Source organism: Halostella salina (assembly GCF_003675855.1).
Lineage (GTDB): Archaea > Halobacteriota > Halobacteria > Halobacteriales > Natronoarchaeaceae > Halostella > Halostella salina.
Genome location: NZ_RCIH01000003.1, coordinates 401708 through 427048, shown reverse-complemented (window position 1 = coordinate 427048; position 25341 = coordinate 401708). Strand labels below are relative to the sequence as shown.

Here is a 25341-nt window from a genome sequence, read left to right as displayed (position 1 = left end):
CCCCCGGCTACAGCACGACGCGGTCCACGTCGCTCGCACCGGCCCGGCGGACGACGGCCCGGACGGGGTCACGCACGCCGGCGAGGTTGTCGGAGTCGCCGTCGAGCACCAGCAGCTTCGCGTCCCGTCCCGGTTCGACCAGCCCACAGTTCAGACCCGCGATCTCCGCGCCGTTGACGGTCGCCATCCGCAGCACCTCGGGGGCCGACAGGTCGAGGACCTTGGCGGCAACCGCCATCTCGCGGAACATCGACGGGCTGTTGGTCATCACGTTGTCCGTCCCCAGCGCGAGCGTCGTGCGCTCGGCCAGCGCCGCAGCCGGCGGCAGCCCGACGTCCGTGACTAGGTTCGAGCGCGGGCAGAGAACGACCGGGATCTCGGTGTCGGCCAGCCGCTCCAGATGGATCGGCTCGGGGTGAACCATGTGGACGAGGAAGTCCGGCTCCAGGTCCATCGCCGGGTTGATGTCGCTCTCGTCGACCTCGCCGGCGTGGATGCCGAACAGCTTGCCGGCCTCGCGGGTCTCCCGGCGCTCGTGGTCGAAGTGGGCGTCGTTCGCGCCGCTCGCGCCGAAGCCGTCGGCCGCCGCCATCGCGTCGACCGTCTCGCGGCCCAGCACGACGGGGTCGATCCCGAGGCCTTCGGCGGCCTCCTCGATGGCGTACACGCCCTCGACGCCGCCCTCGCGGAACTCGACCGTCGCCGCGGTGCCGGTCGACTCCATGAACCGGAGCGAGCGCCGCATCCCGTCGACCAGTTCCGACCGGTCGGCCTGCCGCAGCAGCCGGTGTTTCAGGCCGTCCGGCGGCGCGACCAGTTCCTCCAGCGTGAGACCGCGGCCGGCCTCCTTGGCGATCGAGTCGCCCAGATGGGTGTGGGCGTTGACGAACGCCGGACAGACGATGGCGTCGCTCTCGACCGACGTTTCCTCGACGGCCGCGATCTCGCCGTCCTCGACGACGACCCGTCCCTCGACGGGGTCGAACTCGCGACCCCGAAGTATCGTCCCCTCTAGCTCCATGTACGGGCGTTGTGAGGACTCCGTAATGAGTGGCTCGGCCGAGCGGCTACCGCTCGGCGAACTCGTCGAGCCGGGTGTTCCACCCGCTCCGGCGCTCGTTGACGAGCGCGCCGTCGATGTCGAGTCCGAGCGTCTCCACGGCGGCGCGGCCGACGCGGTCCGTCTTGCCTTCGGGGGCGTACACGCCGAGCCGCCACTGGGAGCGCTGTGCCGCCCGCAGCGCCTCGACCAGCGGCGACTGCTGGTCGAGGCGGCGGATCTCGCCGCTGACGACGACGCGGGTCGAACTCTCGGTCATCTCCGGGCGGGCGGGCACGTCGAGGATCACGTCCTCGCGGTCGCGGTCGGCGGCCGCCGCGATCTCGTGTTCGAACTCCCGGATCGCGTCGTGGTCCGCCGTGATGACGCCCTCCGGCACGTCCTCCAGTTCGACCCACAGCGCGCGCTTGAACAGGTCGCGGTTGCAGAGCCGCTCGGCGACGCGCTCGGTCTCCGGCTCGGCCCGGAGCGCCGACAGCAGACCGGGGTCGTCCAGCCGGCGAACCTCGGTGGCGTCGTACCCCGCCTCGTCGAGCAGGCGCTCGGTCCCGCGCCGGAGCATCGATTTGCTGATCCGGGCGACGTGGTGGCTGTAGACGGTCGGGTTCATCAGCGCCCGCGCGACCAGCAGGCTCTCGGCGGCCTGCACGTTGCCCTCGGCCAGCACCAGTTCGCCGCCCTCGAACGTCAGCTCGCGGATCAGGCGCTCGTGGTCGATCGTGCCGTACGGGACCCCGGTATGGTGGGCGTCCCGGACGAGGTAGTCCATCCGGTCCACGTCGAGTTCGCCCGAGACGATCTGGCCGAACCGGCCGTCGCCGGCGACCAGGTCGGCGACGGCGTCCGGCGAGATGTCGTGGTCGCGGAGGACCTCCCCGACCGCACCGCCCGCGATCAGGTCGTGGACGTCGTCGTGGTACTTGCCGGTCCGCCGGTGGAGCAGCGCCTCGACGTTGTGGCTGTACGGGCTGTGGCCCACGTCGTGCAGGAGGGCGGCGGCCTCGACGCGGGCGGCCCGGTCGCCGGAGACGCCGAGCTGGTCCAGCGCCTCGCAGGCGAGGTGGTAGACGCCGAGGCTGTGCTCGAAGCGCGTGTGGTTCGCGGAGGGGTACACCAGCGACACCGTGCCGAGCTGTTTGATCCGGCGGAGTCGCTGGACTGCGGGGGTATCAAGCAGGTCCCGGGCCACGCCGTCGACCGTGATGTGGTCGTGGACGCTGTCCTTGATCGTCTTCATGCGCCCCGGTTCGGCGTTCTCGGTGAAAAAACGTCGCGAGTCGCGGCGGCTACAGGACCTCGTCGAAGTCGGTGTGGCCGTGAATGTCGACGCCATCGTCGGTGATCTCGGCGAGGAACACGCCGTTGCCGGAGCCGGTGTCGCGCTCGGCGGCGCTCTTGACCGACCGAGCGGCGACGGTCTTGGCTTCCTCGTTCGAGAGTCCCTCCTCGTACTCCTGTTCGAGGACGCCGTAGGCCAGTTGCATCCCCGAGCCGGTGACGGTGTAGTCGTCGGCCATGACGCCGCCAGCGGGGTCGATCGAGTAGACGTGGTGGCCGTCGTCGTCGACGCCGCCCAGAATGGGGTTGATGGCGAAGAACGGGCCGCCACGGGCGAAGTTACCCGCAAGCGTGGACAGCGCGTTGATGCTCATCGACTCGCCGCGGCGCGCCTCGTACAGGTTCGCCTCGGCGCGGAGGTTCTGGATGAACGACTGCGCGCCGCCGACCGAACCCACGAGGGTCAGCGCCGCCGTGTCGTGGATCGGCTCGACCTTCTGGACGTTCTTGTTCGAGACGAACCGGCCGCCGAGGCTCGCCCGCATGTCCGTCGCGATGACGACGCCGTCAGCGGTGACGAGGCCGACCGTCGTCGTCCCCGTCTTGCTCACGTTCTCGATGTCCTCCTCGGTCACGGAGTTCTCCGGCAGCGTCCCGACTTCCGGCTCGAAGGGGCCGGCGTGGGTCCCCGAGAGCCGATCCCGGTTCCGCGAGAACTCGGACTCCTGCATAGGCGTACGCATTGCTCGTTGGTTCTCCCCGGACGCATAAAAAGTGCAACGTTCGGACTCGCCGCCGGGGCGACCGGATCAGGCGTCGCGGACGCCCTCGTATGCGGCGTCGAGGCGGTCGATGAGCTTGTGGACCGGCAGCGTGAGGCCGGCGCGGTTCGCGACGAGCGCGAGCGGCATCAGGAGGATGCCGACTGCGAGGCTGATCTGGTACAGGGCGAGTAGCGTTGCCCGATACACCCGTTGTATCATTGAACTTCAGCCGTCCCCAGCCGGGGGTCGTATATAAGTCTTGCCGACGAACCGGGACGGTCCCGATAGTTCGTTCGGGTTCGACCCCCGTCACGTCGTGCGATTCAACTGGACTTGTATCGAACCCGTCTTCGGGCGGATTCGTGTCGAGTCATCGGTACGTACCCGCCCGCCAACGCCGGGGATTGCTATAAGTTATGAGCATTATCCCGTTGACGTGCGCGGTCGAGCGCGGCGGGGACGAACCGAAAAGGGGGAAACCCTCCGGGCCACAGACGTACCCATGAGCAACTATCTCGTCGTGATGGAGGCGGCCTGGTTGGTTCGTGACGTGGAAGCGGTCGACGACGCCATCGGCGTCGCGGTCAGCGAGGCCGGCAAGCGACTGAACGAGCAGGACATGGACTACGTGGAGGTCGACGTGGGCGCGACGGGCTGTCCGGCCTGCGGCGAGCCGTTCGACTCCGCCTTCATCGCCGCCGACACGGCGCTTGTGGGGCTGGTGCTGGAGATGAAGGTGTTCAACGCCGACAGCCAGGAGCATGCCCAGCGCATCGCCAAAAGCGAGGTCGGCGGCGCGCTGCGCGACGTACCGCTGTCGGTCGTCGAGACCATCGAGTACGAGGACGAGGACGAACTCGACGGGGAGTGACCCAAAGCTTATTTTATAACCGAAAGTAATCCACCGGCATGGACCTGCCGACGCCCGCCGACCTGCGGGAGCGACGGAACGAACTCGGACTGACCCAGAGCGAACTCGCCGAGCGCGCGGAGGTGTCACAGCCGCTGATCGCCCGCATCGAGGGGGGCGACGTGGACCCGCGGCTGTCGACGCTCCGGCGGATCGTCAACGCGCTGGAGGCCGCCGAGGGCGGTATCGTCCGCGCCGAGGACCTGATGCACGAGACGGTGATCAACGTCTCGCCGGACGACGAACTCCGAGACGCCGTCCGGAAGATGGAGGAGGAGGCGTACTCCCAGCTACCGGTCATCCAGGAGGGGATCCCGGTCGGGAGCATCAGCGAGAGCGACCTGGTCCACGCCGACGAGGACGCCCGCGGCGAGCCGGTGCGCGAGTACATGAGCGAGTCGTTCCCCACCGTCTCCAGGAGCGCGACGCTCGACGAGATCAGCAGCCTGCTGGACCACTACAAGGCAATCATGGTCACCGAGGACGGCGAGACGGTCGGCATCGTCACCGAGGCCGACCTCGCGGCGCGACTGTCCTGACCGACGGACCGCGACGAATACGACTCGCTCCGCCAGACCCGTCTAGTCAGGCCTTTCCGGGACGCGGTCGAACCCGGGTGCATGGTCGAGACGGTCACCCTCCTCGCGGTCGCGTTGCTCGTCGCGGGCGTCGTCGGAAGCGTCGTGCCGCTGGTGCCGGGCGCGTTGCTGTCGACGGGCGCGGTCGTCCTCCACTGGTGGTATCTCGACGTGCCGTCGGGGCTGACCCTGGCGGCGCTCGTCGCCGTCGGCGCGCTGGCGGTCGCCGTGGACTACTTCGCCGGGGCCATCTCCGCGAAGGCCGGCGGCGCGTCGTGGCTGGCGTCGGTCGCTGCCGGGGTCGTCGGCGTCGTCGCGCTGCTGGCGACGGGACCGCTCGGCGCGCTCGTCGCCGTCGCGCTGACCGTGTTCCTCGTGGAGGCGTACCGGGGCCGGTCCCGGACGGCCGGCGCGCGGGCGGCGCTGTTCGCCACCGTCGGGATGCTCGGCTCCGCGGTCGCGCAGGTGCTGCTCACCGCGACGATGCTGGTCGCGTTCGTGCTGGTCGTCTTCCTCTAACCCGTCGCCGCACAAACCATTAGGCCACCGCCCGCGATCGTGACCACATGGACCCCGCACCGCGGTACGCGACCGCTACCGTCGTCGCCGCCGCCCTCGCTGGCGGCGTCGCGCTCACCCCCGACGAGGGCTGGACGCTCCCCCTCCTCGCCGGCATCGCCGTCGTCTCCTTCGTCGGCGCGGCCCTCGTCCTCGCCGACCCCGCCCCGTTCCGGGAGCGAAGAGACAGCCCGAACTGGGCGGCGGGCGCGTTCGCCGGCGCGGCCACGTTCGGCACGCTCGCGCTGCTGATCGGCGCTGGATCCTCGGACAACATCGCGTCCGGCGTGCTCGGGCTGGTGCTCGCGTGGACCGGGTTCGCCGCCGGTGTGGTCCACGAGCGGGCGTAGCCGGCGAGTCTCCCGCGCCCGCTACAGTTCTACTCGTGGGCGAAGTACGCGACCGACTCCTCGTCGCCGTGGGCGTCGACCCGCGCGAAGCCGACGCGGACGAACTGAACCATTCCGTCGACTTCGGTGTCGGCGAACGACGGCTCGGCGTACCCCGTCACGTCGCCCTCGGGCGTCCGGAGCCGGGTCGGCACCGCGCCGTCGGCGGGCACCCAGTGGACCACGTCGGCGTCGCCCTCGCGGACCACCGAGATGTCGTCGTCGGTGTAGCGCAGTCCGTCCCCGGTGTACTCGACCGGGCCGTACCCCTTCAGCCAGAGCGTCTCGCCCTCGGCCGGGAGGTCGCGGGACTCCAGGCGGACGGCGTCACCGACCGGGATCGACCGGGTGCCGCGGTCCTCGTGTTCCGGGTGAACCGGCGGCGTCGCCTCGCTCGGCGCGTCGCCGGCCAGCGGGAGCGTGACGGCGTCGTAGTCGCCGCCATCGCGGACGAGGAAGTAGCGGTTCGCGTCGTCGTCGACCAGTTCGCGGTTGTTCGCGTAGACGGCGCTCATCGCCAAGTCCACGTCGCTCGTGGAGGTCCCCAGTTCCACCATCGCCTCGGTGATCGCCTCACCGCGGATCCCCCGGCGGCGGAAGGCGGCGACGGTCGGCGCACGCGGGTCGTCCCAGCCGTCGAGTTCGCCGGCCTCGATGAGTTCCTTGATCCGGGAGGTCGACATCTTCACGTCGAACGCGTCGATCTGGACGTGGCCCCAGTGGAGGACCTCGGGGTACTCCCAGCCGAAGTAGTCGTAGACGAAGCGCTGGCGTTTCGCGGAGTCCTGCAGGTCGATGCCCCGGATGATGTGCGTGACCCCGAGCAGGTGGTCGTCCACGCCGCTCTGGAAGTCCAGCATCGGCCAGCAGCGGTAGTCGCTGGCCTCCTCGCGGGGGTGTGGCGTATCGATCATCCGGAACGCCACCCAGTCCCGGAGCGCGGGGTTCTTGTGCTCGATTTCAGTGCGAACGCGGAGCACCATCTCGCCGCTGTCGTACTCGCCGTCGACCATCGACTCGAACTCCGACAGCGTCGTCTCGGCGTCTTTCTCCCTGTGAGGGCAGGCCTCGCCGCTGTTTTTCATGTCGGAGAACTCCCCCTGCGGACACGAGCAGGTGTACGCGCCGCCGGCCTCGATGAGGTCGCGGGCGTGCTCGTAGTACGTCTCCATCCGGTCGCTGGCCCGGTAGACGGCGTCGGGTTCGAAGCCGAGATACTCGATGTCCTCCAGGATGTCGTCGTAGGCGTCGAGGTCCGGGCGCTTGGTCTCGGGGTCCGTGTCGTCGAAGCGGACGCAGAACCAGCCGTCGTACAGGTCCCTGTACGTCCCGATGACGGCTGGCATCCGTGCGTGACCGATGTGCCACGGGCCGTTTGGGTTCGGGGCGCTGCGCATCCGGACCTCGTCGTACTCGTCCGCATTCGGGAGGTCGGGGAGGGCGCGGTCGTCGCCCTCGTCCTCGGCGAGGATCTCGTCCAGTTCGTCGGGTGCGATCTCCTCCAGCCGTGCGATGCGCTCTTCGTGGGAGAGGCCGCCGACTTCGCTGACGACCCCGCCGGCGACGCCCGGGATCTCGTCGCCGTGCTCCCGGAACTCGGGGTTGTCGCCCATCAGCGGGCCCATGATCGCCCCGACGTCCGGGTCGCTCTCGTGTTTCACCGCGTTGAGCAGGGCGTGTTTCTCCGCCTCCCGCTCGATCGCCGCTCGGAGGTCCTCGTTCATTACCCCCGGCTACTGGCCCGGCCGACTAAACCCCCGTGGATTTTCCCCGACCTACTTGTGACTCCCCTGGGTACGCAGGGTATGGCATCGACCGGGACGACGCCCGGACGCGGACGTGTCGCATGGTGGCTCGTCGCCGTCGCCCTCTTCGCGGCGCTTGCCTTCGTCGCGTACACGTACGTCGGCACGCTGGTCCTCGGCCTGTTCGTCTACTACGCGACGCGGCGGATCCACCGCCGCACACGCCGGCGGATCAGTCCACCGTCGCTCGCGGCCATCGTCTCGCTGTCGACCATCGCGCTGCCGGTGTTGCTGGTGCTCGGCTACGCCGTCGTCATCGCCGCACGGGAGGCCGACGACGCGGTCCCGGAGGGGTACACGAGCGCGCTCGAACCGTACGTCGACGCCGCGTGGCTGCAGGACCCCCAGCAACTGGTCTCCGACCTCGTTGCCGACCCGGGCCGTCTCGGTGCCGTCGCGTCGCCCGGAAACGCACTCGACGCGGCGTCGGCGGTCGCAAGCTCGCTCGGGGTGGTCGTCAACGTCGCCGTCCACCTCTTCATCGCGCTGACCGTCGCCTTCTACCTCCTTCGCGACGACCGCCGCCTCGCCGGGTGGGTCCGCGAGGAGTTCGCCGGCGAGGGGTCGACCGCCGACGCCTTCCTCACCGCAGTCGACCGCAACATGGAGTCGATCTACTTCGGCAACATCCTCTTTGCGGCGGCCAACGCCGCGGTGGCGACGGTCGCCTACAACGCGCTCGATCTGGTCTCGCCGGCCGAACTCGCCGTGCCGGCCCCCACCCTGCTCGGTCTGCTGACCGGCGTCGGCAGCCTCGTCCCCGTCGTGGGGATGAAGATAATCTGGGTGCCCGCCGCGCTGTACCTGCTCGCCGTCGCGGCGGCGACGAACCCAGCCCTGCTCTGGTTCGGTGCCGTCTTCGCCGTCGTCACGTTCGTCGTGGTCGACACCGTCCCCGAGGTACTCCTGCGGCCCTACATCTCCGGCCGTGACCTGCACGTCGGTCTCGTTCTGTTCGCCTACATCTTCGGCCCGCTCCTCTTTGGCTGGTACGGCATCTTCCTCGGGCCACTCCTGCTCGTGCTCGTCGTGGAGTTCGCCCGGATCGTCCTGCCGGAGCTCGTGCGCGGGGAGCCGTTGACCGCGGGGGCGTCGGTACCGCCGCCGACGGGCGTCGAGCCGGGCGACGACGCCGTCCCCGACGAGGGTGCCGAGGACGACGACGACGAGGCCCCGGTGGCGGACGGGTCCACGGACATCCCCGGCGGCGGGGAGGACGACCCCGACGACGGGAGAGACGACGCTTCGGACGAGACGCCGACCGACTGACCGCGCCCCCACCAACCTACTTGTCGGCGGCATACTACGATCCGTCATGGGAAAAGTCAACGCCGAGGACGTGGAGCCGGCCCGCACCGAGCGCGGCGACACGGCGTTCGAACGCCGAAAGCTCGCCGCCGCGGCCGACGGAGACCGGATCGGCTGCAGCCTCTACCGCATCCCGCCGGGCCGGCGGTCGTGGCCGTACCACTACCACACCGGCAACGAGGAGGCCATCTTCGTGCTCTCGGGGGAGGGATCACTCCGGCTCGACGGGGAGCGCGTCCCGCTGGAGACCGACGACTACGTCGCACTGCCGCCCGGCGAGGACAGCGGCCACCGCGTCATCAACGACTCGGACGAACCGCTCCGCTACCTGATGGTGTCGACGATGGACGACCCGGACGTGACGGTGTATCCCGACTCCGGCAAAGTGGGCGTGTTCGCCGGGTCAGCGCCCGGGAGCGAGGCGGAGCGAACGGTCCACGGATACTACCGGGCCGACGACGCGGTTGACTACTGGGTCGACGAGGACGGACCGTCGGGCGACGAGTAGCGCCGCTATCCGGGCGGCGAACGGGGAGAAGTGGCGGCTTTAATAGCCGCGCTCGATCAGGTAGTCGGCGATCTGCTCCAGCAGCCGCCGGGCGTCGTTGTCGGGCAGGACCGTGAGCCTGTCTTTCCCGTTTTCGACCAGTTCCTCGGCGGTCTCTTTCGCGTAATCGATGCTTCCCGCGTCCGCCAGGGCGGCGACGGCCTCGTCGATCTCCGCCTCGGTGACGGCGTCGACGTCGTCGGTGTCGACGAGCGAGTCCACATCGATCCCCTGTTCGCGCGCGTGGAGCGTGATCAGCGTCCGCTTGTTCTCCACGAGGTCGCTCCCGCGCTGTTTGCCGAGCCGGTCGCTCGGCACCGTCAGGTCGAGCACGTCGTCCTGGATCTGGAACGCGCGGCCCACGTCCAGCCCGTAGCCGTACAGCGCGTCGACCGTCTCGTCGTCCGCGCCGAGCAGGATGGCCGGCAGCGCGGCGCTGGCCGCGTACAGGACCGCGGTCTTCTGCTCGACCATCCCGAGGTACTCGTCGGGGAGCACGTCGCGGCGGCTCTCGAACTCGACGTCGAGGGACTGCCCCTCGCAGATCTGCGTGCAGGTGTTGGCGAGCACGTCCAGCGCCTCGACGGACCGCTCGGCCGGCGCGCCGGTGTCCAGCATGATCTCGAACGCCTTCGAGTACAGCGTGTCGCCGGCCAGTATCGCCGTCTCAACGTCGTACTCGCGGTGGACCGCCGGGACGCCGCGCCGGAGGTCGTCGTCGTCCATGATGTCGTCGTGGATCAGGGTAAACGACTGGATGACCTCGACGCTCACGGCAGCGGCCATCACGTCGACGACCCCGTCCGTGAGGTCCGGGAACGCCCGGTAATCGGCCGTCGCCGGCGACTCGTCGCCGAGCGCCTCGGCGACGGTCAGCAGCACGGTCGGCCGGAGGCGCTTCCCGCCGGCGTCCAGCAGGTAGCGGGACGCCTCGTACAGTCGCTCCGGCTCCTCGACCGGGAGCGACTCCTCGATGGCGTCGTTGACCAGTTCGCGTCGCTCCGCGACCGCCGACAGCACCGTCTCCTCGCGCGCCTCAGGGCTTGTCATGACTCTACTCGACCAGCTGGATCAGGTTGCCGTTGCGGGTGACGTGCAGGTCGCGGCCCAGCTTGTACCCCTCGTTCTCCGCGAGGTTGACGTACGAGGAGTAGCCGCTCATGTCCTGGTGAGCCGGGATGACGTGCTGTGGCTGGAGCGCGTCGAGCATCTCGTAGTGACCCTCCTGGTTCAGGTGGCCGGAGACGTGGATGTCGTCGTAGATGCGCGCGCCCTGCATCTTCAGCAGGCGCTCGGACTGGTAGCGCTGGCCCTCGTTGGTCGGCTCCGGGATGACCCTGGCCGAGAAGACGACCTTGTCGCCGTCGTCCAGTTCGTACGGCGTCTCGCCCCGACCCATCCGGGTGAGCATCGCGCGTGGCTCGCCCTGGTGGCCCGTGACGACGGGCAGGTAGTCCTCCTTGCCCTCCTTCATGATCCGCTTGAACGTCCGGTCGACGGACTTGCGGTGGCCGAACATCCCCAGGTCCTCCGGGAAGTCGACGAAGTCGAGGCGTTCCGCGGTGCCGGAGTACTTCTCCATCGAGCGTCCCAGCAACACCGGCTGGCGGCCGATGTCCTTGGCGAACTCGACGAGGCTCCGGACGCGCGCGATGTGGCTGGAGAACGTCGTGGCGACGATGCCGCCGTCGTAGTCCTCCATGCTGTACAGCGCGTCCTTCAGGTGCCGCCGCGCGACGGACTCGCTGGGGGTACGGCCCTTCTTGTTGGCGTTGGTACAGTCCTCGATGTAACAGAGGACGCCGTTGTCCTCGCGGCCGATCTCCCGGAACCGCTTCATGTCGATGGGGTCGCCGATGACCGGCGTGTGGTCCATCCGCTTGTCCAGCCCGTACACGATCGCCCCCTCGGGCGTGTGCAGCACCGGGTTGATCGCGTCGATGATCGAGTGCGTGACGTTCACGAACTCGAGTTCGTTGCGCTCGCCGATGCTCATCGTCTCGCCCGCTTCCATCTTCACGAGGTTGTTCTCGACCCCGAACTTCTGCTCGCTCTCGATCTGCTGTTTGACCAGCTCGATCGTGTACGGCGAGGCGACGACGGGCGCGTTGTAGCGGTGCGCGAGCTTGCTGATCGCGCCGATGTGGTCGAGGTGGCCGTGCGTCGGCACGATCGCCTTCACGTCACCTTCGAGTTCGCTCATCACCCGGTCGTCGGGGATGGCGCCCATGTCGATCAGGTCGAGGCTGTGCATCTTCTCGGTCTCGACGTTGTCGTGGATCAGAACCTGCGAGAGGTTCAGACCCATGTCGAAGACGACGACGTCGTCGCCTGCGCGGACGGCAGTCATCTGCCGGCCGACTTCTTCGTAGCCGCCGATGGTTGCGATTTCGATTTCCATGGTTTGATCCGAGCATTGAAAGCCACGGCGTCGTGGCGATGTCGCTCACTGAAACTCCCCACGGGGGACGGATACGTCGACCCCGGCGTCTTACAGCACGTCGGCCACGCACCCGCTATGTGGAACGCAGGGCCAGCAGGCCCACAGCACGGCAAGACGGCGTTCCACACTTGCCCGCGGGTTTCCGTTACTGACCTCTACACACCCTGGTGTTAAAAACTGCGTGGGTTGGCGGGCGCGACACCGAACTCGCACGTCCACAGGTTTACAACGGGGGACGGAACCAGCCAGGGCCATGCGCTGGGAGTTCACCGCGGAGCGGTGAGCGGTCGCGCGACGCGTCGCTCCGCGGGTGGTTTGCGTCGCCGGTTCGCCCATCAATCCCCGTGGATCGTCGTTCCAGGGGCCTCGCCGGCGAGGAACGCGTCGAGTCCGTCCAGGTCGAACACGGAGGCAGGCTGGGAGAGCGCGAGCAGTTCCCGCACCTTCCCGGCCATCCCGCCGCTCACGTCGGTCGCTTCGCTCTCGCCGACTGCGTCGGCCACGTCCGCGAACGCCTCGACGGTGTCTACCACGTCCCCGTCGGCGTCCAGCACGCCCGGCACGGTCGAGCAGACGCCGACGCGGTCCGCGTCCAGGGCCGCGGCGACGCGCGTCACGACTTCGTCACCCGAGAGGACGGTGGTCCCCTCGTCCTCGTGAGCGATCATGTCACCGTGGAGCACCGGCACGAACCCCTCGCCGACCATCGTCGCCACCTGTTCGGTCGGCAGCGACAGCCGACCGCCGTCGTCGCGCGAGGCGGCCGAGAGCGGATGCACCGGGAGCGCGGGCACGTCCCGCGCCCGTAGCCGCGAGATCACGAAGCGGTTCAGCGTCGTCATCGCCCCGTGGATGTCCAGCACCGCGTCCGGGTCGTGCGTTCCCTCGGTCGTCGACGTCCCGTGTTTCTCGGCGTAGTGGTGGCCGAAGCTCCCGGCCCCGTGGACGACGACTAGGTCCTCGTCCGCGTCGGCGACGGCGTCCGCCGCCCGGTCCAGCGCCGGGCCGTCGAGCGTTTCCGGGCGGTCCTTCTCGGTGATTACGCTCCCGCCGAGCTTCAGGACGATCACTCCCGACGCACCCCCTCGGTCGCCAGTTCGGCGCGGAACGCCTCCTCGCAGCCGGGCGTGAACTTGAGCGCCGTCTCCGTCTCCTCGGTCTCGTCCAGCGCGACGATGCAGCCGCCGCCGCCCGCGCCGGTGAGCTTCGCGCCGTACGCGCCGGCGTCGCGGGCGGCCCACACCATCGCGTCCAGCGAGCGCGAGGAGACGCCGAGCGACTCCAGCAGGCCGTGGTTGAAGTCCATCAGGTCGCCGAGCTCCGCGATCCAGTCGCCGTCCGGGTTCTCGGCGGCGGCGAGCACGCGCTCGCCCTCCGAGACGATGTCCCCGATGGTCCCGACGGTGTCGGCGGCGAAGCCGTACTCCTCGCGGAGCTCGCGGACGCCCGCGACGAGCTTCCCGGTGTCGCCCGCGCCGCCGTCGAAGCCGATGACGAACGGGATGTCGGGCGCGTCGATCCGGCGGCAGTCGTCGCCCTCGACGCGGACCGCCCCGCCCATCGCCGAGCAGAAGGTGTCGGCCCGCGAGGCCTGCCCGTCCTGGACCTCGTACTCGGCGCGGTAGGCGCGGTCGGCGAGCTCCTCGGGGGCGAGTTCGACGCCCAGTTCCCGCGTCGCGGCGTCGATGCCCGCGACGGTGACCGCCGCGGAGGAGCCGAGCCCGGCCCCGAGCGGAATGTCGCTCTCGATGGTCACCTCGAACCCGGCGTCGGGCGCGTCGGCGGCGTCCCTGGCCTGCGCGACGGCGGCGTCGACGTAGCCCATGGCCGCCTCCAGGAGCGACTCGGAGACGTCCACGTCCGGATGTGTCTCGGACTCGCCGCTGTACTCGACGGTGAAGCCGTCGAGGGAGAGGTCCTCGGCGTGGACCAGGAGCTTCCCGTCGCTCCGCTTCTCGGCGGTGACCCGCGCGCGGCGTTCGATCGCGCAGGGGACCGCCGGCTCGCCGTAGACGACCGCGTGCTCCCCGAACAGGTACACCTTCCCGGGAGCGCTGGAGACAGTCATACCGGCCCGTGCGGACCGAGGGGGTTAGGAGTTTTCGGACCGCTCCGTGACCTGCATCGACATTGTCTGCCGCGGGTGGGCGGTCAGCGAGGGCAACAGGTCGAGCGGCGTCTCGCCGACGTACTCCAGTCGGTACTCGCTGGCGACGGTCGCGACGATCAGTTGCGCCTCCAGCATCGCGAGGTGCTTCCCGATGCAGTGTCGCGGCCCGCCGCCGAACGGGAAGTACGCGAACCGCGGCCGGTCGCGGGACCGCTCGGGCAGCCACCGATCCGGGTCGAACGCCTCGGGGTCGTCCCAGAACCGCTCGGAGCGGTGGACCCCCCACTGGGGGAGCATCAGCGTCGTCCCGGCGTCGATCTCGTACCCCGCAAGCTCCACGTCGACCGTCGGCTCCCGGAAGATCGTGTACACCGGCGGGTAGAGTCGCATCGCCTCCTGGATCACGCGCTCGACGTGGTCGAACTGCTGGACGTGCTCCCAGCCGGGGCGGTCGCCGTCGAGCACGGTATCGACCTCCTCGTGGACCCGTCGCTCGGCCTCGGGGTGCTCCGAGAGCAGGAACCAGGTGTACGTGAGCGTGAGCGCGGTCGTGTCGTGGCCCGCGAGCAGCATCGTCATCATCTCGTCGCGGAGCTGGTCGGCCGACTGCTCGCCGCGGTCCCGGGCGCGTAGCAGGACCGAGAGGAAGTCCATCGGGCCGTCCTCGTCGCCCGTCGTCCCCTGCCGTGTTGCGATGATCTCGTCCAGCACGTCGTCGAGCGCGTCGACGGCCCGCTCGAACTCCGCGTCGCCCGGCATCGGGGCCCACTCCGGGGCGGCGAAGCGGATCGGGTCCGGCTCGAACCGCGCGCCGAGCGGCTCCAGTTGCTCCTGGACCGTCCGGACGCGCTCCTCGGAGAGCCGAACGCCCATCATCAGATCGAGGATCACATCGAGCGTGACGCGGGTCATCTCGTCCTCGGCGTCGACCGTCGCCCCGTCCGCCCACGGCTCGATCCGGGCCTCGGCGTGGTCGGTGACCCGGTCGGCCATCCCGGAGAGGCGGCGCATCGAGAACGCGGGTTGAGCCAGATCGCGCTGGCGCTCCCAGGTGTCGCCCTCCGAGAGCAGGAGCCCGTCCCCGAGCAGGTCGCCGAGCGCGTCGCCCTGAAAGTCGGGTTTCCGGTACTTGTCGGCCTCGGAGACGAGCACGCGCTCGATCGCCTCGGGCGCACACAGCACGTAGGTGTCGAGCGGCCCCATGTCGAACCGCGACACGTCGCCGTACGTCTCCTCCAGCGCCGAAATGAACCCGAACGGGTCCCGCGCGTAGCGCCGGCTGTCGCCGAACAGCGGTTCCCCGTTCGGTCCGGGGGGTGTGCCTGCCATCGACACGGCTAGGGACTACAGCGGCTTAATCGTGTGGCCGGCGGGCGGGCGACGGCCGTGCGGCGGAGCGACCGCTGCCGGGGGTGGAGAACGGAAAACGAGTCGAAGCGCGAAACGTTAAATCCCGCTCTCGAAGTCGTCGAGCGAGTAGGCGGGCTCGGCCCCGCGGCGGTCGAGCGTCTCGTTGGCGAGCAGCCAGTAGACGACCGACAGCGCCTTGCGCCCCTTGTTGTTCGTGGGGACGACGAGGTCGACGTTGCCGAGGCTGTTGTTGGAGTCACACATCGCGATGACCGGGATGCCGACCGTGATGGCCTCCTTGACGGCCTGGGCGTCGCCGATGGGGTCGGTGACGACCAGCACGTCCGGCTCGATGTACCCCTCGTACTTGGGGTTGGTCAGCGTGCCCGGGATGAAGCGGCCGGTGCGGGCGCGAGCGCCCACGGCCTCGGCGAACTTTTCGGCCGGGAAGCGGCCGTACTGGCGCGAGGACGTGACCAGGATCTGCTCGGGGTCGTAGTTCGCCAGAAAGTCCGCGGCGGTGCGGATCCGGCTGTCGGTCTTCGAGACGTCCAGCACGTACAGCCCGTCGGTCCGGACGCGGTGGATGTACCGCTCCATGTCCTGGGTCTTCTGCTGGGTCCCGATGTGGACGCCGGCCCCGAGGTAATCCTCGACCGGGATGAGGAGGTCGGCCTCCTCGTCGGACATCACGTCCTCGTCCAGCTGTGGTTCGTCCTCGGTCGCCTCGTCGGCGTCCTCGGCGGTCGCTTCCTCAGCGGGCTCGGCGTCCTCGGCCTCGGCCGCCGGACCGGCACCTGCCGCCGGCTCCGGGTCGACCTCCTCCTCGGCCGCGTCGAGCCCCTCCTGTTCTGCGTCGTTCTCTGTCATAGTGCGTCGTCCGCGATGCGGATGAGTTCGTTGAGTTTAGCGGTTCGCTCGCCGCCGACGGTGCCGGTCTTGATGAACGGCGCGTCGGTCGCCACGGCGAGGTGTGCGATCGTCGCGTCCTCCGTCTCGCCGCTGCGGTGGGAGACGACGGCGTCGTAGCCGTGCTCCTCGGCGAGTTCGATCGCGTCGAACGCGTCGGTGAGCGTGCCGATCTGGTTGGGCTTGATGAGGATGCTGTTGCCGGCACCGGCGTCGATGCCGTCCCCCAGGCGCGCCGTGTTCGTCACGAACAGGTCGTCGCCACAGATGAGCGTCTGCTCGCCCACGCGGTCGGTCAGCTCGGCGAAGCCCTCGTAGTCGTCCTCGTCGAGGGGGTCCTCGACGTAGACGAGGTCGTACTCGTCGACCAGCTCCGCGACGTAGTCGATCTGCTCGTCGGTGTCGCGGACCCGGTCGCCGTAGACGTAGCCGTCCTCGTCGGCGTCGTACAGTTCGGCACCGGCCATGTCGAGGCCGAAGCCGATCTCGAAGCCGAACTGGTCGGAGACCGTGTCGACGGCTTCGTCCATGATCTCGAACGCGTCGGCGTCGTCGATCGAGGGTGCCCACGCGCCCTCGTCGCCCTTGCCCGCGGGGACGCCGCGCTCGTCGAGGATCTCGGCGACCTCGTCGTGGACGGCCGCGTTGGCGAACACGGCGTCGGCGACGCTCGGCGCGCCGACCGGCGCGGCGAGGAACTCCTGGATGTGGGTCGCGTCCGCGGCGTGCTCGCCGCCGCCGATAACGTTGCCCAGCGGCGTCGGGTAGTTCTCGCCCCGGAACGTGCCGCCGAGGTGCTGGTACGTCGGCGCGCCCAGCACGTCGGCACCGGCCTTCGCGGCGGCCATGCTGATGGCGACGGCGCTGTTCGCGCCGATCTCCGAGAAGTCGTCGGTGCCGTCCGCGCCGCGCAGCGCGGCGTCGACGTCGCGCTGGTTGCCCGCGTACACCTGCCCCTCCAGTCGGGGGACGGCGAGTTCGCGGGCCTTCGCGATGGCCTCCTGTGCCGGTAGTTCGATCGCCTCGTACTCGCCCGTGCTCGCGCCGCTGGGTGCCGCCACGCGGCCGAACCCGCCGCTCTCGGTGAGCACGTCGGCCTCGACGGTGGCGTTCCCGCGGGAGTCGAGCACGCGGCGCAGTCGGACGGTGGTGATGAGCGTCATTGCATCTCCCTGTTGACGGTGAAGGGCAGCACGCCGGCGTCGTACTCCTCGGCGGCGATCAGGATCGGCTCCGTCTGGTCCGTGTCGATGAGCACCGGCGCGCCGTAGGACACCTGCAGCGCTCGCGCGCCGAGGATGCGTGCCTTCTCGTACCGTGTGAAGCGTTCGTTGGTGGACATTACTGGTAGGGTGCGACGATGTCGACCAGGTCCTTGTGCGACACGAGCATCCGGCGGCAGCAGTGCCGCTCGACGCCAAGCTCGTCGAGGACCTTCTCCGGGTCCTCGTCGCCCTCGCGCGACCGGGCCTTGAACTCCTCCCAGTGTTCGCCCACGACGTTGCCGCAGGTGAAACACCGGACTGGGACCATCATGGTTAGCGGTAGGACTTCTGGTAGCGGGCCCGTGCGCCGGGGCCGCCCCACTTCTTGGGCTCGGACTGGCGCACGTCGTTGACCAGCAGGGAGCGGTCGAACTCCATGAACGCGTCGCGGAGTTCGGCGTCCCCGAGGTGCTGGACGACGCCGCGAGCGATGGCGGTGCGGACGGCGTCGGCCTGTCCGCTGACGCCGCCGCCCTCGACGCGGACGTCGACGTCGACCTGCTCGCGCTCGTCGCCGGCGATGCGGAACGGCTCCAGCATCTTCAGGCGCGAGAGCTCCGGTTCGACCAGCTCGACTGGCTGGGAGTTGATACGGACCTTACCGTCCCCGTCGCTCACGGTGGCGCGGGCGATTGCGGTCTTCTTCTTGCCGCTCGTGTTGGTTACCATGTGACGTTAGCACCCAGTTGCTCGCTGACATCGCCCAGATGGACGAAACGGATGTTCGACAGCCGGTCCAGCGACGTGCCCTCGAGGATCTCCCCGTCGCGGTCGTGGGGGTTGCCCACGTAGACGCGGACGTTCTCGAACGCCTCGCGACCGCGCTGCTTCTTGTAGGGGAGCATCCCGCGGATCGAGCGCTTCAGGATCTCGTCCGGCCGCTTCGGGTAGTACGGCCCGCTGTCGGAGCCCAGTTCCCGGCGCTTCCGGAAGGTGGACATGATGTCCTCCTCGCCGCCCGTGATGACCGCCTCCTCGGCGTTGATCACGGCGACGCGGTCGCCGTTCAGTGCTGCTTCCGCGACCTGACTTGCGACCCGACCGAGGATGCAGTCGCCCGCATCCACGACGAGGTCGGCTTCGAACTCGGCGATACTCATCGGATCACCCGCACGTTGGTTCCGTCGGGGTTCTGTTCGACTGCCTGTTCGAGCTGGACGGTCTCGCCGACCTGTTCGATCTTCGTCTCGGCCGTCGACGAGAAGTCGACGGCGGCGACGGTGACGCTCTTCTGCAGCGCGCCGCTCCCGAGAACCTTGCCGGGCACGATGACCGTCTCGTCCTCCTCGGCGTACCGCTCGATGCGGCCGAGATTGACTTCAGCGTGCGTACGGCGTGGTTTCTCGAGGCGGGCCGCGACGTCCTTCCAGACGTTCGCGTCCGCATCTCGCGCCACCGATTTCAGCTCGGCGACAAGACTGCTCAGCCTCGGATTTGTCTTACTCATAACGTACCTCCTGAATTGAAGAAGTGATGCAGGGAGCAGGATTTGAACCTGCGGACTCCTACGAGACAGCGCCCTGAACGCTGCGCCGTTGGCCTAACTTGGCTATCCCTGCACGTCGGGCCTTCGTAGGCATCCGTTCGTTCTTGCCGGCCCTTCAAACCAGTTTCGGTTGCCGACCGGAGTCGGGTCCCGCGGCTGTCGCCGTCGAAGGGGCGAACCGCCGTCAGGGAACCGGTGTGAAGGGTCATCTGTACTCTATAGTTGGACCGCGTCGCGGAGTTCCGTCGCCCGGTCCTCCAGCGTGTCGACCGCCCGGGTCACGAGTTCTTCGACCGTGAACGAGCCGTCGGTCTCGACGTGGAACACGAACGCGTTGTCGACGTCGTGGACCGCGACCTCCTTGCCGGGGTAGCGCTCCGAGAGGTCGTTGTCGAACGACTCGGTGAGCACGAGGTCGCCGTTCGCCGCGTCGGCGTCGGCGTGTTCGGCCTCGCGCTCCTCGATGACGCCGCGCAGGACGTTCGACTCCTGCTCCTCGAACTCGCTGGCGTCGCCGAGGACCTCGACGTACTGGAGGTGGCGGTAGCCGACCGCGACCCCGCCCTGGTGTTTGGCGTGGTCCTTCCCGGTGTCGAGCACCGCTTCGGCCTCCAGTTCGAGGCGCTGGTCGTCCTTCAGGTCGATGATCGGCACGTTGTCGTCGGCCGGTTCGACCTGGCTGTCGGCGCTGACGAGGTCACCGGAGTAGGCCGTGTCCGGCCCCTCCACGTCGATGCTCAGGGTGACCGTGTCGCCAGCCTCGAATTCGTCGGCGGGCGTCGTCAGCGGCACCATGCCGAGCCGGTGTGCGATCTGCTCGTCGAACATCACCGACGAGTTCTCGATCACCCGCACGGTCTCGACCGAGAGCGTCGGCACGTCGGCGATCATCGCCCGGCGGATGCCGTTGGCGAAGGCCGGCGTGACGCCCCGGACGAGGAACCTGGCGGACCGGTCCTCGCGTTCGATGAACTGGACGTCGTACTCCTCAGCCATGGGTTAGAATCCGCCCTTCCCTTTGGGGGCGCGCGACCCGTCGTGCGGGATCGGCGTGACGTCCTCGATGCGACCGATCTCCAGGCCGGCGCGGGCGAGCGCTCGGATCGTCGCCTGTGCGCCCGGGCCGGGGCTCTTCTGGAGGTTGCCGCCGGGGCCGCGCACGCGGACGTGAACGCCCTCGACGCCGGCCGCCAGCACCTCCTCGGCCACCGTCTCGGCCATCTGCATGGCCGCGTACGGGGACGCCTCGTCGCGGTTCTGCTTGACGACCGCGCCGCCGGAGGACTTCGCGACCGTCTCCGCGCCGGTCAGGTCAGTGACGGTGATGATGGTGTTGTTGAACGATGCGTGCACGTGGGCGATGCCCCACTTCGCGTCTTCGGATTCGCTCATGTTATTGTTCCTCCGCGCGTTCGGGGTGGAGTTCGTCCGCGAGCGGGCTCGTCTCGTCGAAGTCGACGTGAGCCTCCTCGTCGACGTCGACCTTGTACGACGGCCGCGTGACGCGGGCGTCGCCGACGACGACGTGGCCGTGAACGATGAACTGCCGCGCCTGCTCGGGCGTGTTCGCCAGGCCCTTGCGGTAGGCGACGGTCTGGAGACGACGCTCGAGCACGTCGTTGATCTCCAGGGACAGGATGTCGTCGAGGCTGTCCTCCTCGTCGAGCACGCCGATGCGCTTCAGGCGGGCGAGGAACTCGTCGCCCCGCTGGGCGGCGACCTCCGCGTCGCCCTGTGCGCGACCGAGCAGCGCCCGCGCCTCGCGGCGGTACGAACGCAGTTCGGACTGGGCGCGCCAGAGTTCCTCCTTGTTCTTGAGGCCGTAGCGGCCGACCAGGTCGTGCTCCGAGGCGATGCGCTCGCCCTGGAACGGGTGGTTCGGCGTCTCGTAGGCCTTCGTCTTGCTACCGAGCGGCATTATTCCTCACCACCCTCCTCGGCGGCTTCTTCCTCGGCGGCTTCCTCGCGGATCTCCTCGACGTTGACGCCGATAGTCCCCTCGGTACGGCCGGTGGACTTGGTGCGCTGTCCGCGGACCTTCTGTCCGCGCTGGTGGCGCACGCCCTTGTAGGAACTGATCATCTTCATCCGGTTGATGTCCTGCCGGCGGGTCATCGAGAGGTCGTTGCCGGTCTCGTGGGTGGTCTCGCCGGAGAAGAAGTCGTTCCGGCGGTTGGTGAGCCACTCCGGAACCGTGTCCGCGTAGCTCTCCACCTCGTCGACCACGCGGTCGATCTCGTCGTCGTCGAGGCGGCCGAACGTCGCCTTGCGGTCGACATCGGCCTCGTCGGCGATGATGCGGGCTGTTCGTCGCCCGATGCCGTTCATCTCGATGAGGGATCGCTCTACGGCCTTCGTCCCATCGAGGTCCGTCTGCCCGATGCGGACGAAGTACCGAAGGTCCTCATCGTCTTCGGGGTCGTCCTGTGGTTCTTCTGCACTCATAGCTTGTCTGGTGTCTGGGTCGAAGCGCTGAAAACGCTTCGATGGTTGCGGCGGGGTGAACCCCCTGCGAACCGGAAGTCCGGTTCGGTACGACGTCGTGGCGGGGATTTGAACCCCGGAGGCTTGACGCCACAGAGTTAGCAACCCTGCGCCTTGGGCCAGGCTAGGCTACCACGACTCGCGTGTCTATTGTCGCCCTTCCGGACTCGGGGCCCGGTACCCCTACATCGTATTGCGTACTGGAATACTCCGTGGAGGGTACTTAAGCGTCACGAAAGTACCGGGCGCGACCGACCGTGGGACAGCGCGGGAAAACCGCCTGCATCGAAGGGGTTCGCGACGCTCAGTCGAGGTAACCCAGTTCCCGGAGGTCCTCGCGCAGGCCCTCGTCGATGTCGGCGTCGTCGATAGCTTCGTGAGCGAGGTCAAGTTCCTCGCCGAGCAGCACGACGAGCTGGCGGGCCGTCCGGACGTCGAAGGCGAGGTCGGGGTCGTCGACCTGCTCCTCGACGCGTTCGAGGATCGAGTCGACCGTGTCGGCGACGGTCCGTGTCATCACCGAGAGATAGCGGCGGTACGGCCAACAGCGTTGTGCTGGTTCCCAGCGGTCGGGAACCGTGGCGGGGATTGAGGGGGAGCAGTTCGGGCGCGACGCGCCGCCTTACGCCAGGTACTCCTCGTTCATCTCCCACTCGCCGTCCTCGTTCTCGACCATGTACTCGCCGTAGTAGGGGACGCGGTTGGCCACCGTCTCGCGGAACGTCTCGCGGATCTCCGGCTTCGTCATCTCGCCCATCGACCGCAGGTCGTCGTTGCGGTTGAGACAGCCCTTGAGGTATCCTTCGTGCGTGACACGCACGCGGTGGCAGTTCGCGCAGAACGACTTGTTTTCGACGGGGTCGACGATCTCGACCATCCCGGCGTCGCCGTCCGCCGCCACTTCGTCCGCGTCGCCCGCTGCCGCGCTCCCGTCGTCCGCGCTCACCCAGTAGCGCCGGCGGCCGTGCATCTCGCGGCGCTCGATCCGGTCGGCCTGCTCCTCCAGCCAGCCGTGGACGCGCTCGATGTCGACCGCCCACTCCGGGCGGCCAGTCAGTTCGGGCATGTACTCGATGAGCTGAAGCTGCAGCCCCTCGTTTTCGGCGACGTGATCGACCATCTCGGGGACGTACCCCGCGGTCTGCTCGAACACGACCATGTTGAGCTTCACGGGGTCGAGTCCGGCGTCGAGGGCGGCCTCGACGCCCTCGATGACCTGCTCGTACGCGCCGCTTTTGGTCACCTTCGCGAAGTCGTCGGGGTCCAGCGCGTCCTGCGAGACGTTGACGCGTTCGAGCCCCGCGTCCACGAGGTCCTCGGCGCGTCCGGGGAGGAACGTCCCGTTGGTCGTCATCGACACCTCCATCTCGTCGGGCGTGCGGCGGACGATCTCCGCCAGGTCGTCGCGGAGCATCGGCTCGCCACCGGTGAACTTCACGGAGTCGACGTCGAACTCCGCGGCGACCTCGAGGAAGCGGACGACTTCGTCGGCGGTCATCTCGTCGTCCTGCGGGTCCATCGGGCCGCGGGTGTCGCCCAGCCCCTCGTTGTGGCAGTAGACGCAGTCGAAGTTACACCGGTCGGTGAGCGACACCCTGACCCCCGTCACCTCCCGACCGAAGTCGTCCGCGAGCATACCACAGGGTTGCCACCGGGAGTTATTAAATCCGCCGTCGAACACAGCCGTTTCGAAACCAGTTTCAGTTACTCAGCCGGCGAGCGCCGTCGCACAGCGCTTATGACCCGTCGGGTGCCAAAGAGGCGCATGGACGACCCCGCCGGTGCCGACGCCGCGTTCGAGGCGCTCGGAAGCGAGCCGCGTCTCAGGGCGCTGCGCGCGCTCGTCGACGACGAGGGGCGACCGACCAGCCGGTCGTTCTCGGAGCTGTTCGAGGCGACCGATGTCGACACGACGGCGGGCTTCTCGTACCACCTCCGGCAGCTGACCGACCGCTACGTCCGGAAGGACGAGGAGTCGTACGAACTCACCTACGCCGGGCTCCGCGTCGCCCGCGCCGTCGCGGCCGGGACGTACACCGAGAGCGTGGACAGCGACCCGATCCCCCTCGACGACGACTGCCCGCTCTGTGGCGAGGCGGCGCTTGTCGCGACGGTCGCTGACAACGTGACGACCGTCGCCTGCGACGCCTGTGACCGGGCGGTGCTGGAACTCCCCTTCCCGCCCAGCGGCCACGACACGCACGGCGACGACCTGCCGCGGGCATTCGACGTGCATCACCGCCACCGGATCGCCGGGTTCTCCGAGGGCGTCTGTCCGGAGTGTGGCGGCGCGGTCGACGCGGAAGCGGAGGCGGCGGGCGACCCGGGGCCCGCGGTGGCGACGTTCACCTGCGAGGCCTGCGGCGCGCGGCTACGCTGTCCGGTGACGCTGGCGACCCTGAACCACCCCGCGGTCGTCGCCTTCTACCACGACCACGGCCGCGACGTGCGCGACCGGCCGCTGTGGAACGTCGGCGACGAGTGGCGCGAGCGCGTCGTCTCCGAGGAGCCGTGGTGTGTCCGGGTGACGACCCGGCTTGACGACGAGGAGCTACAGCTGTTCGTCGCCCGCGACGCGACCGTCGTGGAGCACCGGCGGCGGGAGGTGGAGGGCCGAAGCGAAGTGACCGAGGAATCGCGCGTCGAGGGGTCGGAGGCGGCGGCCGTCGATGACGAGAGCGAGGGTGCGTCGGCCTGAGCGTTCCGCGGTCAGTCGAGCGCACCCGCCCGGTAGCCGTCCGCCGTCACCGTCGCAACGTCCACGTCCTCGTCCGACAGCTCGTCATCCGCGTCCGTCCGGAGCGCGTCCAGCGCGATCTCGACGGCCCCGGATTCCCCGAGGTCCGACTCGTACGCACCTTCGAGATGTTCGACGACCGTCCCGTCGCCGCCGACCGCCGCGGCCCGCCAGCCGGTCGGCGTGCCGGAGGGGTCGACCTCGTACAGCGCGGGGCCGTCCCGGTCGACGCCCGCGACGAGCAGCGCCGCGCCGAACGGCCGCGCGCCGCCGGTCTGAGTCGTCTCCTGCACGAGGTCGGCCAGCGACTTGGCGAGCGCCTCGACGGGCATCGGCTCGCCGTAGCGCAGGCGCTCGCGCTGGGCGGTCACGCGGGCGTGGTCGACGAGCCGCCGGGCGTCGGCGACGTGGCCCGCGGTGGCGATCCCGAGGTGGTCGTCGACGGCATGGAGCTTCTCGACGCTGTCGGCCTCCTGGAGCGGCGAGCGCCTTCGGCCGTTCGCCGCGAGGGCGACGCCGTCGTCGTACCGGACGCCGACGACGGGGTGGCCACGCGTGACTGCCTCGCGGGCGTACTCAACCTGATACAGCCGGCCGTCCGGCGAGAACACCGTGACGCCGCGGTCGTAGGCCGTCTGATCGTGTCCCTGCATCTACGCCACCTCCGCCGCGTCGTCGTGTGGCTCGAACGTCACGCCGTCGTCCGTGACACGGGCGACCAGCACGCCGTTCCCGCTGGCGTTGTCGCGTTCGCTGGCGGCGGCGATGGCGTCGGCCGCAGCGCCGACCGCGTCGTCGAGGCTCGCGTCCGGGTCGTACCGCCGTTCGAGGACGCCGTACGCGAGCTGCATCCCGCTGCCCGTCGCGGCGTAGTCGTCGGCCATCACGCCGCCCCCGCCGTCGAGGTCGTAGACGTGGGAGCCGTCGGCGTCAACCCCGCCGAGCACGGGGGTCACAGGCGCACCGCGGAGCAGGTCGCCGGTCACCCGCGCCAGCGCGTCCATCGACATCGGGCGACCGCGCCGCGTCTCGTAGAGGCTCGCCTCGGAGCGGATCTGCCGGACGACCGCCTGCGCGTCGCCGACCGACCCCGACAGCGTCATCGCCGCGGTCGGGTGGACCTGCTCGACCTTGTCGACGCCCTTGTTCGCGACGAACCGCCCGCCGAGGCTCGCCCGGCGGTCGGCCGCGAGGACGACGCCGTCGGCGGCTGCGAGGCCGACGGTGGTGGTGCCGGTCTTCGCGACGGGCGCGTCCGTCGCGGTGCCGTCGCCGTGGTCTGTCGTCGCGTCCGTTCGGCCGTGGGCCGTCGCCGGCCCGGAGGGTCGTTCCATGTGAGCCAGTCGGGGCCGCCCCGGGA

At 69.3% G+C, this 25341-nt stretch carries 32 protein-coding genes and 2 tRNA genes; 7 read left to right on the top strand and 27 right to left on the bottom strand.

The annotated features are described in order from the left end of the window. Positions 1-7: 7 nt before the first annotated feature. The 4 genes from D8896_RS08320 to D8896_RS19310 form a co-directional block, all read right to left on the bottom strand. On the bottom strand, positions 8-1021 hold the full coding sequence (locus D8896_RS08320; protein WP_121821627.1) for an amidohydrolase family protein: 1014 nt from the start codon (positions 1019-1021) through the stop codon (positions 8-10). Positions 1022-1067: 46 nt separating this feature from the next. Next, complete coding sequence (locus D8896_RS08315; protein ID WP_121821626.1) at positions 1068-2297, bottom strand: HD domain-containing protein; 1230 nt, start codon at positions 2295-2297, stop codon at positions 1068-1070. A 49-nt stretch (positions 2298-2346) separates the two neighbouring features. Further along, the gene (gene psmB, locus D8896_RS08310; protein WP_121821625.1) at positions 2347-3081 is read right to left on the bottom strand and encodes an archaeal proteasome endopeptidase complex subunit beta; all 735 of its coding nucleotides are present in this window, start codon (positions 3079-3081) and stop codon (positions 2347-2349) included. 66 nt (positions 3082-3147) lie between these two features. Continuing rightward, positions 3148-3321 (bottom strand): hypothetical protein, encoded by a 174-nt coding sequence (locus tag D8896_RS19310; RefSeq protein WP_162991502.1) that lies wholly within the window; start codon positions 3319-3321, stop codon positions 3148-3150. Between the two features lie 283 nt (positions 3322-3604). Here D8896_RS19310 and D8896_RS08305 point away from each other — a divergent pair, with 283 nt between their 5' ends. The 4 genes from D8896_RS08305 (at position 3605) to D8896_RS08290 (ending at position 5498) form a co-directional block, all read left to right on the top strand. Next, entirely contained in the window at positions 3605-3973 is a 369-nt protein-coding gene (locus D8896_RS08305; RefSeq protein WP_121821624.1) for a DUF555 domain-containing protein, read from the top strand. Positions 3974-4011: 38 nt separating this feature from the next. Then, positions 4012-4551: a CBS domain-containing protein gene (locus D8896_RS08300; RefSeq protein ID WP_121821623.1), complete on the top strand. Its 540-nt coding sequence runs from the start codon at positions 4012-4014 to the stop codon at positions 4549-4551. Between the two features lie 81 nt (positions 4552-4632). After that, on the top strand, positions 4633-5109 hold the full coding sequence (locus tag D8896_RS08295) for a DUF456 domain-containing protein (protein WP_121821622.1): 477 nt from the start codon (positions 4633-4635) through the stop codon (positions 5107-5109). Positions 5110-5156: 47 nt separating this feature from the next. Further along, a complete protein-coding gene (locus tag D8896_RS08290; RefSeq protein ID WP_121821621.1) occupies positions 5157-5498 on the top strand; it encodes a hypothetical protein in 342 nt (113 codons plus the stop codon). A gap of 29 nt (positions 5499-5527) precedes the next feature. Here the strand turns inward: D8896_RS08290 and D8896_RS08285 are convergent, their stop codons facing one another. Then, positions 5528-7261, bottom strand: a complete 1734-nt coding sequence (locus D8896_RS08285) for a glutamate--tRNA ligase (RefSeq protein ID WP_121821620.1) — start codon at positions 7259-7261, stop codon at positions 5528-5530. Between the two features lie 81 nt (positions 7262-7342). Here D8896_RS08285 and D8896_RS08280 point away from each other — a divergent pair, with 81 nt between their 5' ends. Both D8896_RS08280 and D8896_RS08275 read left to right on the top strand, forming a co-directional pair. Continuing rightward, entirely contained in the window at positions 7343-8611 is a 1269-nt protein-coding gene (locus D8896_RS08280; RefSeq protein WP_121821619.1) for an AI-2E family transporter, read from the top strand. A 46-nt stretch (positions 8612-8657) separates the two neighbouring features. Beyond that, positions 8658-9158, top strand: coding sequence for a cupin domain-containing protein (locus tag D8896_RS08275; RefSeq protein WP_121821618.1), 501 nt, complete (start codon positions 8658-8660; stop codon positions 9156-9158). 39 nt (positions 9159-9197) lie between these two features. Here D8896_RS08275 and idsA3 read toward each other — a convergent pair whose 3' ends face one another. The 20 genes from idsA3 to moaA all read right to left on the bottom strand — a co-directional run bounded on the left by idsA3 (position 9198) and on the right by moaA (position 22880). Then, positions 9198-10247, bottom strand: coding sequence for a geranylfarnesyl diphosphate synthase (gene idsA3, locus D8896_RS08270; protein WP_121821617.1), 1050 nt, complete (start codon positions 10245-10247; stop codon positions 9198-9200). Positions 10248-10251: 4 nt separating this feature from the next. Further along, positions 10252-11598: an RNase J family beta-CASP ribonuclease gene (locus D8896_RS08265; protein WP_121821616.1), complete on the bottom strand. Its 1347-nt coding sequence runs from the start codon at positions 11596-11598 to the stop codon at positions 10252-10254. Between the two features lie 377 nt (positions 11599-11975). After that, positions 11976-12710, bottom strand: a complete 735-nt coding sequence (locus D8896_RS08260; RefSeq protein WP_121821615.1) for an isopentenyl phosphate kinase — start codon at positions 12708-12710, stop codon at positions 11976-11978. After that, positions 12707-13708 (bottom strand): mevalonate kinase, encoded by a 1002-nt coding sequence (mvk, locus tag D8896_RS08255; protein ID WP_121821614.1) that lies wholly within the window; start codon positions 13706-13708, stop codon positions 12707-12709. Before mvk ends, D8896_RS08260 begins: the two co-directional genes overlap by 4 nt. Positions 13709-13732: 24 nt before the next feature. Continuing rightward, positions 13733-15079, bottom strand: a complete 1347-nt coding sequence (locus D8896_RS08250) for a cytochrome P450 (RefSeq protein WP_121821613.1) — start codon at positions 15077-15079, stop codon at positions 13733-13735. A gap of 117 nt (positions 15080-15196) precedes the next feature. Then, positions 15197-15970 (bottom strand): 30S ribosomal protein S2, encoded by a 774-nt coding sequence (gene rpsB, locus D8896_RS08245; RefSeq protein ID WP_121821612.1) that lies wholly within the window; start codon positions 15968-15970, stop codon positions 15197-15199. Then, positions 15967-17172 carry a phosphopyruvate hydratase gene (gene eno / locus D8896_RS08240; RefSeq protein WP_121821611.1) on the bottom strand — a complete coding sequence of 402 codons (1206 nt, stop codon included), beginning with the start codon at positions 17170-17172 and terminating at the stop codon, positions 15967-15969. Before eno ends, rpsB begins: the two co-directional genes overlap by 4 nt. After that, on the bottom strand, positions 17169-17351 hold the full coding sequence (locus D8896_RS08235) for a DNA-directed RNA polymerase subunit K (RefSeq protein ID WP_121821610.1): 183 nt from the start codon (positions 17349-17351) through the stop codon (positions 17169-17171). The genes eno and D8896_RS08235 overlap by 4 nt, the downstream gene beginning before the upstream one ends. Next, on the bottom strand, positions 17351-17545 hold the full coding sequence (locus D8896_RS08230) for a DNA-directed RNA polymerase subunit N (RefSeq protein ID WP_121821609.1): 195 nt from the start codon (positions 17543-17545) through the stop codon (positions 17351-17353). Before D8896_RS08230 ends, D8896_RS08235 begins: the two co-directional genes overlap by 1 nt. A 2-nt stretch (positions 17546-17547) precedes the next feature. Continuing rightward, positions 17548-17943, bottom strand: a complete 396-nt coding sequence (locus D8896_RS08225) for a 30S ribosomal protein S9 (RefSeq protein WP_121821608.1) — start codon at positions 17941-17943, stop codon at positions 17548-17550. Further along, positions 17937-18374 (bottom strand): 50S ribosomal protein L13, encoded by a 438-nt coding sequence (locus D8896_RS08220; RefSeq protein ID WP_121821607.1) that lies wholly within the window; start codon positions 18372-18374, stop codon positions 17937-17939. Before D8896_RS08220 ends, D8896_RS08225 begins: the two co-directional genes overlap by 7 nt. Continuing rightward, the gene (locus D8896_RS08215) at positions 18371-18721 is read right to left on the bottom strand and encodes a 50S ribosomal protein L18e (protein ID WP_121821606.1); all 351 of its coding nucleotides are present in this window, start codon (positions 18719-18721) and stop codon (positions 18371-18373) included. The genes D8896_RS08220 and D8896_RS08215 overlap by 4 nt, the downstream gene beginning before the upstream one ends. A gap of 27 nt (positions 18722-18748) precedes the next feature. Then, positions 18749-18833: transfer RNA gene (locus tag D8896_RS08210), tRNA-Leu, on the bottom strand. Positions 18834-18976: 143 nt separating this feature from the next. Continuing rightward, positions 18977-19756 (bottom strand): DNA-directed RNA polymerase subunit D, encoded by a 780-nt coding sequence (locus D8896_RS08205; RefSeq protein ID WP_121821605.1) that lies wholly within the window; start codon positions 19754-19756, stop codon positions 18977-18979. A 3-nt stretch (positions 19757-19759) separates the two neighbouring features. Next, positions 19760-20152 carry a 30S ribosomal protein S11 gene (locus D8896_RS08200; RefSeq protein ID WP_121821604.1) on the bottom strand — a complete coding sequence of 131 codons (393 nt, stop codon included), beginning with the start codon at positions 20150-20152 and terminating at the stop codon, positions 19760-19762. A 1-nt stretch (position 20153) separates the two neighbouring features. After that, on the bottom strand, positions 20154-20678 hold the full coding sequence (locus D8896_RS08195) for a 30S ribosomal protein S4 (protein ID WP_121821603.1): 525 nt from the start codon (positions 20676-20678) through the stop codon (positions 20154-20156). Beyond that, entirely contained in the window at positions 20678-21205 is a 528-nt protein-coding gene (locus D8896_RS08190) for a 30S ribosomal protein S13 (RefSeq protein WP_121821602.1), read from the bottom strand. The genes D8896_RS08195 and D8896_RS08190 overlap by 1 nt, the downstream gene beginning before the upstream one ends. A 93-nt stretch (positions 21206-21298) precedes the next feature. Continuing rightward, a tRNA-Ser gene (locus D8896_RS08185) sits at positions 21299-21383 on the bottom strand. 165 nt (positions 21384-21548) lie between these two features. Beyond that, positions 21549-21761: a hypothetical protein gene (locus tag D8896_RS08180; RefSeq protein ID WP_121821601.1), complete on the bottom strand. Its 213-nt coding sequence runs from the start codon at positions 21759-21761 to the stop codon at positions 21549-21551. Positions 21762-21866: 105 nt separating this feature from the next. After that, positions 21867-22880: a GTP 3',8-cyclase MoaA gene (gene moaA, locus D8896_RS08175; RefSeq protein ID WP_121821600.1), complete on the bottom strand. Its 1014-nt coding sequence runs from the start codon at positions 22878-22880 to the stop codon at positions 21867-21869. A 129-nt stretch (positions 22881-23009) separates the two neighbouring features. Here moaA and D8896_RS08170 point away from each other — a divergent pair, with 129 nt between their 5' ends. Continuing rightward, positions 23010-23942 (top strand): winged helix-turn-helix domain-containing protein, encoded by a 933-nt coding sequence (locus D8896_RS08170; protein WP_121821599.1) that lies wholly within the window; start codon positions 23010-23012, stop codon positions 23940-23942. Between the two features lie 11 nt (positions 23943-23953). Here the strand turns inward: D8896_RS08170 and D8896_RS08165 are convergent, their stop codons facing one another. Together D8896_RS08165 and D8896_RS08160 are read right to left on the bottom strand one after the other, a co-directional pair. Next, on the bottom strand, positions 23954-24634 hold the full coding sequence (locus D8896_RS08165; protein WP_121821598.1) for an archaeal proteasome endopeptidase complex subunit alpha: 681 nt from the start codon (positions 24632-24634) through the stop codon (positions 23954-23956). Further along, positions 24635-25315, bottom strand: a complete 681-nt coding sequence (locus D8896_RS08160; protein ID WP_121821597.1) for an Ntn hydrolase family protein — start codon at positions 25313-25315, stop codon at positions 24635-24637. Between the last annotated feature and the right edge of the window lie 26 nt (positions 25316-25341).

Coding starts and splice junctions, on each gene's coding strand:
- D8896_RS08280 (WP_121821619.1), top strand. CDS start 7,343: ATGGCATCGACCGGGACGACGCCCGGACGCGGACGTGTCGCATGGTGG.
- D8896_RS19310 (WP_162991502.1), bottom strand. CDS start 3,321: ATGATACAACGGGTGTATCGGGCAACGCTACTCGCCCTGTACCAGATC.
- D8896_RS08285 (WP_121821620.1), bottom strand. CDS start 7,261: ATGAACGAGGACCTCCGAGCGGCGATCGAGCGGGAGGCGGAGAAACAC.
- moaA (WP_121821600.1), bottom strand. CDS start 22,880: ATGCTCGCGGACGACTTCGGTCGGGAGGTGACGGGGGTCAGGGTGTCG.
- D8896_RS08160 (WP_121821597.1), bottom strand. CDS start 25,315: ATGGAACGACCCTCCGGGCCGGCGACGGCCCACGGCCGAACGGACGCG.
- idsA3 (WP_121821617.1), bottom strand. CDS start 10,247: ATGACAAGCCCTGAGGCGCGCGAGGAGACGGTGCTGTCGGCGGTCGCG.
- D8896_RS08170 (WP_121821599.1), top strand. CDS start 23,010: ATGGACGACCCCGCCGGTGCCGACGCCGCGTTCGAGGCGCTCGGAAGC.
- D8896_RS08275 (WP_121821618.1), top strand. CDS start 8,658: ATGGGAAAAGTCAACGCCGAGGACGTGGAGCCGGCCCGCACCGAGCGC.
- D8896_RS08225 (WP_121821608.1), bottom strand. CDS start 17,943: ATGGTAACCAACACGAGCGGCAAGAAGAAGACCGCAATCGCCCGCGCC.
- D8896_RS08190 (WP_121821602.1), bottom strand. CDS start 21,205: ATGAGTGCAGAAGAACCACAGGACGACCCCGAAGACGATGAGGACCTT.
- D8896_RS08220 (WP_121821607.1), bottom strand. CDS start 18,374: ATGAGTATCGCCGAGTTCGAAGCCGACCTCGTCGTGGATGCGGGCGAC.
- D8896_RS08315 (WP_121821626.1), bottom strand. CDS start 2,297: ATGAAGACGATCAAGGACAGCGTCCACGACCACATCACGGTCGACGGC.
- D8896_RS08265 (WP_121821616.1), bottom strand. CDS start 11,598: ATGGAAATCGAAATCGCAACCATCGGCGGCTACGAAGAAGTCGGCCGG.
- D8896_RS08235 (WP_121821610.1), bottom strand. CDS start 17,351: ATGTCCACCAACGAACGCTTCACACGGTACGAGAAGGCACGCATCCTC.
- D8896_RS08305 (WP_121821624.1), top strand. CDS start 3,605: ATGAGCAACTATCTCGTCGTGATGGAGGCGGCCTGGTTGGTTCGTGAC.
- rpsB (WP_121821612.1), bottom strand. CDS start 15,970: ATGACAGAGAACGACGCAGAACAGGAGGGGCTCGACGCGGCCGAGGAG.
- eno (WP_121821611.1), bottom strand. CDS start 17,172: ATGACGCTCATCACCACCGTCCGACTGCGCCGCGTGCTCGACTCCCGC.
- D8896_RS08165 (WP_121821598.1), bottom strand. CDS start 24,634: ATGCAGGGACACGATCAGACGGCCTACGACCGCGGCGTCACGGTGTTC.
- D8896_RS08300 (WP_121821623.1), top strand. CDS start 4,012: ATGGACCTGCCGACGCCCGCCGACCTGCGGGAGCGACGGAACGAACTC.
- psmB (WP_121821625.1), bottom strand. CDS start 3,081: ATGCGTACGCCTATGCAGGAGTCCGAGTTCTCGCGGAACCGGGATCGG.
- D8896_RS08205 (WP_121821605.1), bottom strand. CDS start 19,756: ATGGCTGAGGAGTACGACGTCCAGTTCATCGAACGCGAGGACCGGTCC.
- D8896_RS08290 (WP_121821621.1), top strand. CDS start 5,157: ATGGACCCCGCACCGCGGTACGCGACCGCTACCGTCGTCGCCGCCGCC.
- D8896_RS08200 (WP_121821604.1), bottom strand. CDS start 20,152: ATGAGCGAATCCGAAGACGCGAAGTGGGGCATCGCCCACGTGCACGCA.
- D8896_RS08295 (WP_121821622.1), top strand. CDS start 4,633: ATGGTCGAGACGGTCACCCTCCTCGCGGTCGCGTTGCTCGTCGCGGGC.
- D8896_RS08320 (WP_121821627.1), bottom strand. CDS start 1,021: ATGGAGCTAGAGGGGACGATACTTCGGGGTCGCGAGTTCGACCCCGTC.
- D8896_RS08250 (WP_121821613.1), bottom strand. CDS start 15,079: ATGGCAGGCACACCCCCCGGACCGAACGGGGAACCGCTGTTCGGCGAC.
- mvk (WP_121821614.1), bottom strand. CDS start 13,708: ATGACTGTCTCCAGCGCTCCCGGGAAGGTGTACCTGTTCGGGGAGCAC.
- D8896_RS08215 (WP_121821606.1), bottom strand. CDS start 18,721: ATGAGTAAGACAAATCCGAGGCTGAGCAGTCTTGTCGCCGAGCTGAAA.
- D8896_RS08180 (WP_121821601.1), bottom strand. CDS start 21,761: ATGACACGGACCGTCGCCGACACGGTCGACTCGATCCTCGAACGCGTC.
- D8896_RS08230 (WP_121821609.1), bottom strand. CDS start 17,545: ATGATGGTCCCAGTCCGGTGTTTCACCTGCGGCAACGTCGTGGGCGAA.
- D8896_RS08195 (WP_121821603.1), bottom strand. CDS start 20,678: ATGCCGCTCGGTAGCAAGACGAAGGCCTACGAGACGCCGAACCACCCG.